The sequence below is a fragment of the Pseudarthrobacter cremeus genome (genome assembly GCF_051857465.1).
GTDB lineage: Bacteria > Actinomycetota > Actinomycetes > Actinomycetales > Micrococcaceae > Arthrobacter.
In genome coordinates, this window is record NZ_JBPZHC010000001.1 from 71,488 (window position 1) to 83,733 (window position 12,246).

General features: G+C 64.5%; 11 protein-coding genes. 4 read left to right on the forward strand and 7 right to left on the reverse strand.

The window, feature by feature from the left end:
• The first annotated feature begins 95 nt into the window (after positions 1-95).
• Genes ACS5PJ_RS00275 through ACS5PJ_RS00290 form a run of 4 tightly spaced genes read left to right on the forward strand, consistent with a single transcriptional unit; the run spans position 96 to position 2,851 of the window.
• Positions 96-1,037, forward strand: coding sequence for an ABC transporter ATP-binding protein (locus tag ACS5PJ_RS00275; protein WP_439432948.1), 942 nt, complete (start codon positions 96-98; stop codon positions 1,035-1,037).
• Positions 1,027-1,827 carry a DUF2705 family protein gene (locus ACS5PJ_RS00280; RefSeq protein WP_439432949.1) on the forward strand — a complete coding sequence of 267 codons (801 nt, stop codon included), beginning with the start codon at positions 1,027-1,029 and terminating at the stop codon, positions 1,825-1,827. The genes ACS5PJ_RS00275 and ACS5PJ_RS00280 overlap by 11 nt, the downstream gene beginning before the upstream one ends.
• Before the next feature lie 56 nt (positions 1,828-1,883).
• Complete coding sequence (locus ACS5PJ_RS00285) at positions 1,884-2,390, forward strand: hemerythrin domain-containing protein (protein ID WP_439432950.1); 507 nt, start codon at positions 1,884-1,886, stop codon at positions 2,388-2,390.
• Entirely contained in the window at positions 2,387-2,851 is a 465-nt protein-coding gene (locus ACS5PJ_RS00290; RefSeq protein WP_439432951.1) for a DUF3237 domain-containing protein, read from the forward strand. The genes ACS5PJ_RS00285 and ACS5PJ_RS00290 overlap by 4 nt, the downstream gene beginning before the upstream one ends.
• Here the strand turns inward: ACS5PJ_RS00290 and ACS5PJ_RS00295 are convergent.
• The 7 genes from ACS5PJ_RS00295 to ACS5PJ_RS00325 all read right to left on the reverse strand — a co-directional run bounded on the left by ACS5PJ_RS00295 (position 2,838) and on the right by ACS5PJ_RS00325 (position 12,241).
• Positions 2,838-4,514 (reverse strand): sulfatase family protein, encoded by a 1,677-nt coding sequence (locus tag ACS5PJ_RS00295; RefSeq protein ID WP_439432952.1) that lies wholly within the window; start codon positions 4,512-4,514, stop codon positions 2,838-2,840. The genes ACS5PJ_RS00290 and ACS5PJ_RS00295 overlap by 14 nt on opposite strands.
• A 24-nt stretch (positions 4,515-4,538) precedes the next feature.
• The gene (locus tag ACS5PJ_RS00300) at positions 4,539-5,168 is read right to left on the reverse strand and encodes a TetR/AcrR family transcriptional regulator (protein WP_439432953.1); all 630 of its coding nucleotides are present in this window, start codon (positions 5,166-5,168) and stop codon (positions 4,539-4,541) included.
• Complete coding sequence (locus ACS5PJ_RS00305) at positions 5,169-7,028, reverse strand: glycoside hydrolase family 3 protein (protein WP_439432954.1); 1,860 nt, start codon at positions 7,026-7,028, stop codon at positions 5,169-5,171.
• A complete protein-coding gene (locus tag ACS5PJ_RS00310; protein ID WP_439432955.1) occupies positions 7,025-7,873 on the reverse strand; it encodes an ATP-binding cassette domain-containing protein in 849 nt (282 codons plus the stop codon). Before ACS5PJ_RS00310 ends, ACS5PJ_RS00305 begins: the two co-directional genes overlap by 4 nt.
• Before the next feature lie 3 nt (positions 7,874-7,876).
• Positions 7,877-9,688 (reverse strand): ATP-binding cassette domain-containing protein, encoded by a 1,812-nt coding sequence (locus ACS5PJ_RS00315; protein ID WP_439432956.1) that lies wholly within the window; start codon positions 9,686-9,688, stop codon positions 7,877-7,879.
• Entirely contained in the window at positions 9,685-10,626 is a 942-nt protein-coding gene (locus ACS5PJ_RS00320; protein ID WP_439432957.1) for an ABC transporter permease, read from the reverse strand. The genes ACS5PJ_RS00315 and ACS5PJ_RS00320 overlap by 4 nt, the downstream gene beginning before the upstream one ends.
• Before the next feature lie 64 nt (positions 10,627-10,690).
• Positions 10,691-12,241: an ABC transporter substrate-binding protein gene (locus ACS5PJ_RS00325; RefSeq protein ID WP_439432958.1), complete on the reverse strand. Its 1,551-nt coding sequence runs from the start codon at positions 12,239-12,241 to the stop codon at positions 10,691-10,693.
• Positions 12,242-12,246 lie beyond the last annotated feature (5 nt).

Consider the following 12,246-nt stretch of genomic DNA (forward strand, 5'->3'; position numbering starts at 1 on the left):
TCGGCGGCAGCATGTGGGTGGCCGATGCTGCCGGTCCCAGCGCAGCGGGTCGAAAGCCTCTGCACGCTGCCCCCGCCGGACACGATACTGAACTTATGTGCGCGGACGCCATGGTGCGGCTTACCGACCTGAGGAAACGCTTCGGGAAAACCACCGCGCTCGACGGCGTCAGCCTCACCATCGTCCCGGGGGAGGTCTTCGGCTACCTCGGGCCCAACGGGGCCGGCAAGACCACAACGATCCGCCTCCTGATGGGAATGCTGCGGCCCACCTCCGGCAAGTCTGAAGTCCTGGGCCTGGACTGTTGGCACCGGCCGGTTGAGGTTCACAGGGTGGTGGGCTATGTCCCCGGCGAGCCAGCACTCTATGACCGCCTTACCGGGCACCAGCATGTGACTTTCTGTTCCTCACTCCGCCGACGCAAGGACGGGAAGAGCAAGGAAAAACACCGGGCCGAAGAACTGGCCGATCGGCTCGACCTGGACCTTGACCATCCGGCCAGGACGCTGTCGCGGGGAAACAGGCAGAAGCTTGCTGTGGTTCTGGCAATGATGTCAGGCCCCCCTCTCCTGGTACTCGACGAACCCACGGCAGGCATGGATCCCCTCGTGCAGCAGACGTTCCATTCCCTCCTGCGGGAACACACTGCCGGAGGCGGAGCCGTCCTGCTCTCATCCCACGTACTGGGCGAGGTGGAACGTGTAGCGGACAGGATCGGGGTGGTACGTGGGGGCCGCCTGGTGGCGGTGGAGCGGCTGCAGGAGCTTGCCGCCAGGTCGCTGCACCGGGTGCGCGCCACTTTCGCCGAGGACATCTCCGCCGCCGATTATGCGGGCCTCACCGGACTCCGGGACCTGGCCGTGACCGCCCGGTCCCTCTCGTGCAGCGCCCCTCAGTCGTCACTGGATGCGCTGCTGAAAACCGTCAGCAGGCATCAGGTGGTGGACTTCGAGTGCGCGGAAGCTCCGCTGGAAGAGACTTTCCTGGGCTACTACGGCTCCGACTACGACAGGAAGAACGACGCCGATGCTCACTAGTGTCCTGTCCAAGACACTGCGCGACCAGACACGAAGCCTGATCGGGTGGTGCGTGTCCCTGGCGTTGCTTGTCGCCATGTACGTCGCGTTCTGGCCCACTGTTCGGGATCAGCCTTCCATGGGCGATTTCCTTGACCAGCTGCCTGAGGCATTCCGCTCGCTGTTCGCCTCCTCGGGTGCGGACATGTCCACTCCCACCGGCTACGTCCAGGTGGAGCTGCTCTCCTTCATGGGACCCATCGCCGTCCTGCTGTATGCGGTTGGCACAGGCGCCGGGGCTATCGGCGGGGAGGAGGACAAGCACACACTGGACCTGTTGCTTTCGAACCCGGTCAGCAGGACAAGGGTGGTCCTGGACAAATTTGTGGCGATGGCTGCCGGAACCTTCCTGCTGGCGGCTGTCACCGGCCTGGCACTGGTCTTCGAGGGGAGATTCGCTGACCTTGAGCTTGATGTGGGCATGGTGGCCGCCACCATGTTGCACCTTGCGCTGCTCGGCGTAGTGTTCGGCGCCCTGGCGCTGGCCTTATCCGCCTCCACGGGACGGACCGGGACCAGCCGCGGGTTACCTGCCGTGTTGGCCGTTGTCGCCTACGTGGTCAATGGCCTCGCGCCCCTGGTTGACTGGCTTGAAGGCATCCAGAAGTTTTCCCCCTTTTACCAGTACATCGGCCATGATCCCTTGCGTCACGGAGTCGATGGCGTGAGCCTTGCCGTTTCCGTCGGAACTGCCCTGGTTCTGCTGGTCCTGGCGGTGATGGGATTCCGCCGCCGGGACGTTGAGGCCTGACCGGCGGCAGTCATTCAGAAACAATCCACTGAGGATCAAGAGACAGGAGAGAAGCCATGCATCAGATACGGAAGAAGGACCCGGGAGCCGAGAAAAGTGCCCTCGAAGCGGTGGAGCATCATCATGCCCGCATGTTGGCCGAGCTCCGGCAACTCGTGGCCTCGCTGGTCCAGGCTGTGGAGGACCGCTCCGGCGACGAAGACTCTTCCCGGACCGCGCTGGTCACGTGGTGCGAACGCGAGCTTGTTCCCCATGCCCTCGCAGAAGAGGGCCCGCTCTACACGGGCCCCGGGAAGACTGAACAAGGCCGCCTTCTGGTTGCCGGCATGCTGGCCGAGCATCAGGTGATCGTGGGGCTTGTTGAACGTCTCCGTCACTCGGAGGGGGTGAAAGCTGCAGTGGCGGGTGGGGCCATTGAGGAGCTTTTCGCCGTGCACCTGGATAAGGAAAACCGGCTCCTGATGCCCTTCGTTGCCGAATCGCCGGAGCTTTCCCTGGCCGACGCCGTAGAAGGCCTTCACCAACTGGTGGGAGAAGCCCACCCGGACCTGAGGACACGATGACCCATCCGGCTCCGCCTTCCTGCACTTTTCTCACCTCGATCAGGGTGCGGGTGGGTCCGGCCATCGAGGTGGGGGAGACCTCGGAGGGTGTCCGCCGGGTCATTCCTATAGTCTGGGGAGAATTTTCCGGCCCGGAGCTGACGGGCACAGTGCTTCCGGCCGGAGCTGATTTCCAGCTCCTACGGACGCCCAGCACCACTGAGCTGGAAGCCAAGTACGTCCTGGCGACGGACCAGGGTGACCGGATCTACGTGAGCAACGTCGGCATCCGCACCGGGTCACCCGAGGACATAGCCGCGCTGGTTGCAGGTGTTCATGTGGATCCGGAACGGATCTATTTCCGCTCCACGCCCCGGTTCTCCGCCGGCGGGCAGTGGTCCTGGCTGGGCACGCGCATCTTCATTGCCTCGGGGATCCGGCTCCCCGACGAAGTGCGGCTCGACGTCTTCATGGTCGAGTGAAGATGGTGCCGGCCTCGGGGCTCGGTTCGAATCCCAGCCGCCAGGCACGGACCCAGACCTCGGTTCCTTCCGGCGCGTGAAACGGCCCGGTATACAGGTTCCAGCGGCGTCCGTCGTTCTCCGGAGCGCCCGTCATTTCGTCCAACGGGCTTCGCCTTGGCACGTCGCTGCTGGGGGGATCGAGGGTCCAGCCGATGGATGCGCCGTCGGTGGTGCAGCGGGCCACCAGCCATCCCTCTGCGTTCAATGAAACCTCGGGTTCTTCCGTCAGGCGACCCCTGCCGCCTGGCCTCCACTGTTCGATCAGGTCAGCTTCGGGTTGCAGTCCCAGGTCACCGTATTCTTCCTGCCAGTCCCGGAGCGCCAGGCGCAGCCGCTGTAGATCGGACTCGTGCTCCGGGCGGCCGGCCAGGTTAACCGTCTCGTGTGGATCGGCCGCGACGTCGTACAGTTCTTCCGCCGGCCGCCGGGCAGCCACAACCGAGCGCTGCAGATCGGTGAGCAGGTCCGGTTCCAGTCCGAGCTCCAGCTGGCCTGCCTCACGGCACGCCAGGTCCCGGAACTCGATCCACGTAGGGAGCGGGTCTGTGTACCGCAGGTGCTCCATTCCGGAACGGTCCGGGTGGTAATGCCGGATGTAGCGGTACCGGGAGTCCCGAACGGTCCGGGAAGTGTCCTCGGATTCGTCCATGCGGTCCCGTCCGGCGAAGACGAACCGGTTGGGTTCTTCGCCGAACTGCCCGTCGCCGTCGAAAAGCGCGTTGCCGTGCATGTGTTCCGGGACAGGCAGTCCGCTGGCTGTCAGCATGGTGGGGGCCAGATCCATGGTGTGGACGAGCTCCGTCCGGACTGTCCCGGGCCGGATCACCCCGGGCCAGCGGACGATCAGCGGTTCGCGGAGCCCCGCCTCATTCGGCCAGCGCTTGGCCCGCGGCATGCCGCGGCCGTGGTCGCTCCAGAACACCACCATGGTGGATTCGCTCAGCCCGTCCTCCTCCAGCTGATCCAGGAGTCCGCCAACCCAGTGGTCCATCTCGGTGATGAGATCGCTGTACCGCGCCCATGCCCGTCGGAAGACGGGAGTGTCCGGATAATACGGCGGAAGGGGTGCATCATCCGGATGGTGCCTGGCTTCCGGCGGGACGTTCCGGGTGGCTTCCGCGAAGGCGTCGTCGGCATGGTAGATGCGCGACTCGTGGGTGGTCATGCCGTGGAACGCGGCGAAGAAAGGAGTCTCGCGGTCAGGTCGGTTGCGCCAGTGCGCGGTGCTGCTGCACTCATCAAATACGGTGGGCGGGGTGGCCACCTGGAAATCCGTGAACCAGTTGTTGGTGCAGTAGTAGCCTGCCTGCCTGAAGTATTCGGGCAGAAGCCGGATGTACGGCGGCGGCACCGCCTTGGTCCGCATGTGCATCGTTCCGATCGCCGTGGGAAAACAACCGGTCATGATCGCTGAGCGGGCCGGGGCGCACACCGGCGCGGAGGCGAACGCGTTGTCATAACGGGCACCCTCGGCGGCAAGCCGGTCCAGGTTCGGCGTCACCGCGTACTCGGCGCCCGGCCAAACGCCCTGGTAGCAGCCAAGATCGGGGTTGATATCGTGCGTCGAGATCCACACGATGTTCGGCGGTTTCGACGGCAAATTGCTGACTGCGCGGTCCACGGTTCACTCCAAAATATGGAAGCCTCAGGCTTCGGCAACAGGCGGTGCAGCCGGTCCGGTGCGGGCGTAGCTGTTCCAGAAAGCATCCAGAGCACCTGCCAGATCGAGCTCCGGGTTGATGAGCCATTCGGCCTGCAGTCCATCGGAGAGCGCCAACAGCCACCGGGCAACGAGCCGCGGGTCGGCGTCCGGATCAAAAGTGCCCGCCTTTTGGCGCCGCTCTATGTCCCGGGTGATCCGTCCATGGACCACGACGTCGCGGTCGCGGAAGTAGTCGTGGCAGGGGTGCTCGGGGCTGACGGCCGCGGCCTGGAGGCTCACGTACAACTGGACCAGGCCCGGGACCTCCATGTTGTGGTGGGCCAACTGGATAATGAGCGGCAGCTCGTTGACGTCGGCCGGGCTGAAGTGCTGCCGGTCCACTTCATCACGTTTTCGGAGCACCTCCGCCAGCAGGTTCTCCTTGGTGTCGAAGTGGTGGAGGAGGCCGGCCTGGGTCATGCCCGCCTCATCGGCGATGTCCCGAAGTGACGTGGCCGTGTACCCCTTCCGCCCGATCACCTCCAAGGCGGTTTGGAGAATGAGCTCCCGTGCAGCCCTGCCCTTGGCATAGGTTCCCCGCCGCCGGGCCGGTACTTCCGCTCCTGCCACCATTTAGAGCTCCAATCCATGCCCGCACTCGTAGAGCGCGTCCTTTGTGTCACCTGGGACGTCCGGACGGGACGCTACCACAGCTGCTTCGGACCGGGGGAGCTGGAACGGCAGGCGCCCCTCGGGAGGCACGGTTCCGGTGAGGGCCTGGAGGACTGCCGTATCGGAGGCGCCGTAGACGGCCGCAATGGCAGCACAGTGCGGCTCAAGCGGCGTCAGCACCGCCGGGCGGTCCAGATGCGGAACCAGGACAACGGGAACCAGGGCGGCGAGCTGCCGGACCTTTTCGACAGTTTCGGCATCGAATTCGAGGCTGCCGGCGTGGAAGCTGGACTCCAGCATGTAGTGGTCGCGGAACTCAAACGGCGCCGCGATCCGGACAATTGCCACGTCAGCTTCTGCGGGCTCGGTGACCTGGAGGAGGCCGGCGTCGGCCAGAGCCTCCGGGCTTACCTCGTCCGAATACACGCGGACACCTGCGGCCAGGGGCAGCACCGCTGCACCGCTTCCGGAGATGTTCTTGAGAACCGTTACAGAGCGTGCCTGGGCGAGCTGGCCCGCCGCCACATATTCAGGGAGCCCCGTCCGTTCCTCCGCCGCGTCCTCATCGACATAGGGGTTGTCGAACAGGCCCAGTTCGAATTTCACCTTGAGCAGCCGGCGGACAGAAACGTCGATCCGCTCTTCAGTCAGCTGTCCCTCCCGGACGAGCTCGACCACCAGCTCGGGGCACTCCTCGCCGCCGAACTGGTCGCAGCCCGCTTCGATGACCTTCAACACCCGCTCCTTTTCCGTGAGGTGTTCCACGCCCCAGGCGCGCGGCGGCAGCTGGCGGCCGTGCAGGCGGGATTCGGTGACGAGGCTCCAGTCAGTGCATACGACGCCGTCGTACCCCAGTTTTTCGCGCAGGAGCCCCGTGATGATCTGGCGGTTGAAGCCGAACCCGACCTCTTCCACCGGCTCGCCGTCCAGTTCCAGGCCGACAGGCATGCCGTAGTACGGCATGATGGCCGTGACCCCGGCGGCGATGACCCGCTTAAAGGGCTCCAGGTGATGTTCGAACATGTCGCCCGGGTAGACCTGCTCGCGGCCGTAAGGGAAGTGCGGATCTTCACCGTCCTGCTGAGGTCCGCCACCGGGGAAGTGCTTGGCCATGCAGGCGACGCTGTCAGCTCCCAGCGGCTGGTCCTTGAACCCGTCGAGGTAGGCAAGGGCCAGGCGGGCCACAAGGTCATTGTCCTGGCCGAACGTGCTGTACTGGCGTGCCCAGCGCGGCTCGGTGGCCAGGTCAATGGTGGGGTGCAGCGCTGCGCGGATGCCGATCGCGGTGTATTCCGCCCTTGCGATCGCTGCAAACTCACGGACCAGTTGTTCGTCGCGGACGGCTGCGAGGCCCAGCGGTTCGGGCCAGGCGGAGAAGTAGTCCGCAGTGAATGAAGCGCCCCAGTTCTCGATGAAGGAGTGCCGCGGATCGGTGGACAGGGTAACGGGGATCCCGTGCGGGCTCGAGCTCATGGCCAGCCGCTGGAGTTCGTTAACCCACCGGGCGGCGAGTTTCGGCTCCGGGACGAAGTGGAAGTTGAGGTGGTTTACGAACTTGTCCGCCACGACCTGCTGAAGGCCTGCCCGGCCGGCGCGCGGTGTCTCGTCGCCGAGCTTTCCGCTCTCGGCCGCGCTGATCATGGTGTGGAACATGAGGCCGGCCTTTTCCTCGAGGGAGAGCCTCCCCAGGAGGTCCTCAACCCGCTCCGAAACAGGAAGTGCCGGGTTCTCGTAGGGGTCCATGATGCCGTTGCCGTTAAGGTCGCGGAAAACGGTTCCGTCCGGTGTGCGCTGGAATTCGGGCGCGAGTTCGACGCTCATGCTGCCTGCTCGGTGGTTGCTGTGGCCAGCTGGCGGCGTGCTTCACGCCGTTCTCGCTGCTGGGCGGGATTGGGCACGGGAGCGGACATGAAAAGCCTTTGGGTATAGGGGTGGACTGGCTCGGAGGTGACCTGGGCGGCGCGGCCCTGTTCGACGATGTGTCCCTTGTACAGCACGATGACGTTGTGGCTGATGTGGCGGATCACGCTGAGGTCGTGGGAGACGAAGAGGTAGGCGACTTTGGTGGCCTCCTGGATTTCGACCAGGAGGTCCAGGACCGTCGCCTGGGTGGTGAGGTCCAGTGCGGAGACCGGTTCATCGCAGACGATGAGGCGGGGTTTGACGGCGATGGCGCGGGCGATGGCAATGCGTTGCCGCTGTCCGCCCGAAAACTCGCGGGGGAGCCGGCCGCCCGAGTTGGCCGGAAGATGGACCCGCTCCAAAAGCCCGCGGACCCGGGCTACGGCGTCAGTCCTGCTCGAACCCTGGATGGTGAGTGGTTCGGAAAGAATGTCTTCCACCGTCATGGAGGGGTTAAGGGAGGTGTAGGGGTCCTGGAAAACCACCTGGATATCACGGCTGAGGGCCCGCCGGTCACGGCGGCCGGCGTGGGTGATGTCCTTGCCGTCAAAGTGGATCCGGCCGGCCGAGGGTTTGGCCAGCCCGAGGATGGCCCTGCCGATGGTGGTCTTGCCGGAGCCGGATTCACCCACGAGTCCCAGGGTTTCCCCCTGGCGGATGGAGAAGGAAATGTCTTCCAACGCGCGGAAAGCCCGCTTCCGGCCGTGGCCGGGGTATTCCACGGCGAGGTTCTCGACTTCGAGGAGCCGGTTGGGGTTCGTCATGGTTTACTCCTTGGCTTTCAGAGGAGACGGAAGTTCGTCGTCATCGAACGGATAGGGACGGACCGGGCCGTCTTCAAGCATGGAGTCGAGCAGTTTCCGGGTGTAGGCCTGGGACGGTGAGGTAAGGATCTTCTCCACCGTGTCCACTTCGACGAGGCGCCCGGACTGCATCACGGCCACGCGGTCGCAGATGTCCGCCACCACCCCGAAGTTGTGCGTCACCATGACCACTGCCATGCCTGTTTCACGCTGCAGGTCCCGGAGCAGGTCAAGCACCTCCGCCTGTACGGTGACGTCCAGGGCGGTGGTGGGTTCGTCGGCGATGAGCAGGCGCGGGTTGCAGGAGACGGCTCCGGCGATCAGGACGCGCTGGGCCATGCCGCCGGAGACTTCGTGGGGGTAGGACTTGAAGGTCTTCTCCGGATCGGCAATCCCTACCTTGGCCAGCAGTGCCAGGGCACGGCTGGTGGCCTCCTGCTTGGACAACCCGAGTTTTGTCCGCATGGGGACGGTAAGCTGCTGCCCGATCCGGAATGACGGGTCCAGGTTGCTCATCGGCTCCTGCGGGATGTAGGCGATGTCGGTTCCGCGCAACGCTGTCCGGTCCTTGTTGCCCAATGCAGTGAGTTCTTTGCCGTCGAACATGATGGACCCGGCAGCGATGCGTCCGCCCTCGGGCAGGAGGCCCAGAATGGAGAATGCGGTCTGGGTCTTGCCCGAGCCGGATTCGCCAACCAGGCCCAGGACTTCGCCGGGCTCCACGTGCAGGGTCACGCCATGGACCACTTCCTTCTGGCCACCGCCGGCGCCGTAGGCGACCTTCAGGTTCTGAACGGACAGGAGCGCATTTTCCGGGTGGACGGATGCCGGCGCGGCAGCGGTTGCTGTTCCGACGGCGGGCGCTGCGGCAGCCTTCGCAGTAAGACGGACCGCCCGGGTGGTGCTTGGGCCGCTTTCTTCCAAGGCGTCACGGAGGGCGTTGCCGAAGAGGATAAGGGCCATGCAGACCACACCGATCGCAAGGCTGGGCCAGAGGATGAGAGAGGGGTTGAGGGCTATTTTGCGGAATCCCTCGTTGAGCATGTTGCCCCAGGAGGGGACGGTGGCGTCCGTCACGCCGAGGAATTCGAGTCCGGCCTGGATGGCAATGGCGATGCTTGCCACCCGGGCAGCCTGGATAATGACCGGTGCGCGGACAACTGTCAGGATGTGACGGGAAATAATCCGTGCGTCGCTGAGGCCGGAGACGCGGGCAGCGTCAACATAGAGTTCGTTCCGCACCGCCTGCACTGCTCCACGGACCACCCGGAAAAAGGCCGGGGTCAGGAGGACGCCGAACACAGCCATGGCCACGTAGACGGACGGTCCCACGACGGCGCGGACGGCAAGAAGGACGACGATGCCCGGCAGCGCCATATTGAGGTTGTTTACCCAGGACGCGGCGCTGTCGAACCACCCGCCGTAGTAGCCCGCCACCAGCCCGGCGACCACACCGGTAACCAGGGCAACCGCAAGGGCAATACCTGCGCCGATCAGGCTGACCTGGCTGCCCCACATAAGCCGGCTGAAAATGTCACGGCCCGAACTGTCGGTGCCCAGCAGGTGCGCCGGACCAGGCGGGCGCAGGGCCTCTCGCAGGTTGACGCCATTGGGGTCCGGCATTCCCAGGAAGGGCGCCGCGATGGCTATCACGACGACGGCGAGGAGGACCAGGGTGGAGATCAGCCCCAGTGGATTGCGGAGGAAACGCCGGACCATGCCGGAGCGGGGTACTACCGGTTCGACGTCGGTGGGTACTTCGGTCGCAAGTGTCATGACAGTCGGACTTTCGGGTTGAGCCAGGCGACGAGGAGGTCGACGACAAGGTTGACGATGACGACTATGAGTACAACGGCCAGGATCACGCCAACGATGAGGGGCAGGTCCGTCCGGCTTGTTGCCTCGACGGCCAGTGAACCCAGCCCGGGGAGGGCGAACACAAACTCGATGACTACGGCGCCGCCGAGGATACCCACTACCTGAACGGCGAGGCTGGTCAGGCCGTTCGTGGACGCGTTGCGCAGCACGGACGTCAGGATGATCCGCCGCTCGGACAGTCCGCGGCTCCGGACGGTCCGGATGTAGTCATTGCGGAGGACTCCGATAGTGGCGGAGCGCACCTGCTGGGCTACGCCCGAGACTCCGTGGATGGTCAGCGCGATGACAGGCAAAGTGATGGTCCTGGCCCAGCCGGCAGGTGATTCCGTCAAGGGGATGAATCCGGTCGCCGGGAACATCTTCAACTGGATGGCGAAGTACGTCACCAGGAAGAGCGCCACGACGAAGGAGGGAAGCGCGTCCCCCAGAGTGGCAACGATCTGAAGGGTACGGTCCACCCAACCCCTTCGCACCGCGGCGTAGATGCCCGCCGCGAAGGCAAGGATGCCGGTCAAGAGGGTCACGACGATGACCAGGCTCAGGGTTACCGGGAGACGGATCAGCAGAGTGTTCCATACTGACTGGCTGCTGAAATAGGAAACCCCGAGGTTTCCTGAAACTGCCTTGGCGAACCAGGCGAAATACTGGACCATCAGCGGCTGATCCAGGCCAAGCTCCTTGTTTTTCAGTGCGACCTGGGCCTCGGTGGCATTCTCGCCGAGGATGTTCCGGGCGATGTCGCCTGCGCTGGGATAGAGCAGCACGTAGGCCAGGAAGGACACGGCCACGAGCAGGACTACGGCCGAAAGTAAACGCCGCAGCAGAAAATTAGTCACTTGGGACTCCTATGTCCGGTAGTCACGCGGTGCCGGGACCCTGGCCCCGGCACCGCGAAGACTGCTACTTACCGGTCGGCTTGTAGTTATAGATGGACGGCACGGCCTGCTCCGTCTGCGGCTCTACTTCGACCTTGTCGCTGAAGTAGAAGTGGTTTTCCAGACGGTAGAGCGGGCTGAACCAGTAGTTGTCGACGATGTAGTTGTTGATCGCCTTGTCAGCGTCCTTCTGCTCAGTTTCGGTTCCGCTCTGGGCCTTCGTGATCAGGGCGTTAAGCTCCGGGGTCTGGGCCTTGAAGGGGTTCCACGGGGCGGTGGGTGCGATCTGGAAGAGAATGTGGCGCCAGTCGTCACGTTGGCTCAGGGCCATGTAGGAAATGGGGTATTCGCCGCGCTGCATCGACGGAATCGCCTGGCCGGGTCCCCACTGGAAGCGGTTCACGGTCACCCCGATGTCCTTCCAGTTCTGGAGAATGGAATCGTAGATTGCAGGATCAAACACCGTGGTGATCGGGAAGGTGAAGGTGAGGTTTTCCGCCCCTGCCTCTTTCAGGAGCTGGCGGGCCCGGTCGGGATCGTACGTGTACTTGCCGTCCAGGGCCTCGTCGTAGCCTGCGGTGCCGGGCCGGAAGGTCTGGCTGGTCAGCGTTCCCTTGCCAAGGTGCACGGCCTGCAAGAGCGCCTCGCGGTCGATGGCCAGCGTCAGGGCCTCCCGGACCCGCACATCCTTAAGCTGGGGAAGCTTGGTGCCGTCACGGTCGAAGAAGAAAATGCCTTCCCAGTTCACCTCGAAGGGCTTGTGCAGCAGTCCCGCTCCCTCAGCCTCGGCAGCGGTGGCAGCGCGGTTGAGGACAGCCGCGTCGATCTGGCCGGACTTGAGAGCGTTAAGGCGAGCCGTTTCATCAGTCAGGACCTGGAACTCGACCTTGTCGTAGGGGAGCTTGTCACCCCAGTAGCTGGCATTGCGGACGTATGTGATTTTGGAGCCAGCCACGGTATTGGCGGCATCAAGGGTGTACGGGCCGGATCCAACAGGCATGGTTTTGATGGAGTCAGTGCCCAAAGCCTTCGGGCTGGCCATGTAGCCGGCCGCGTTGGCGAGGGAGTAGGGCAGCCCCGGATCGGGTTCCGAGAGACGGATCACGGCAGTGGCGGCGTCAGGGGTTTCCACCGTCTGTACGCTCCGCGCGGTGCCGGCCAGGGGGCCGTTGGCCTTCGTGAAGTGTTCCAGGTTGGCCTTCACTGAAGCGGAGTCAAAGGCCGTACCGTCGGTGAATTTAACGTCGGAGCGCAGCTTCAGGGTGTAGGTCTTGTTGCCGTCGCTGGCTTCCCAGGATGTGGCCAGCATGGGGCTGAGGCCGCCGTCGGGGTCCCGCTTGATAAGAGTGTCGTACACGGCCTGGTATACGGGGGCAAGGTGCCCTTCATTGGACTGAGCGGGGTCGTAGCTGACCGGTTCCTGAAGTGAACCGACTCGCAGCAGGGGCGCCGTCGCCGGCCCCTGCTGCGTGGTGGTTGAAGCCTGAGGTGTGCTGCCACTGCAGGCGGTAAACGCCAGGGATGCGACGACGGCGGTCACCACCGTTGAGAGAACTCGCCTTTTGGTGCTCATCATGTCTG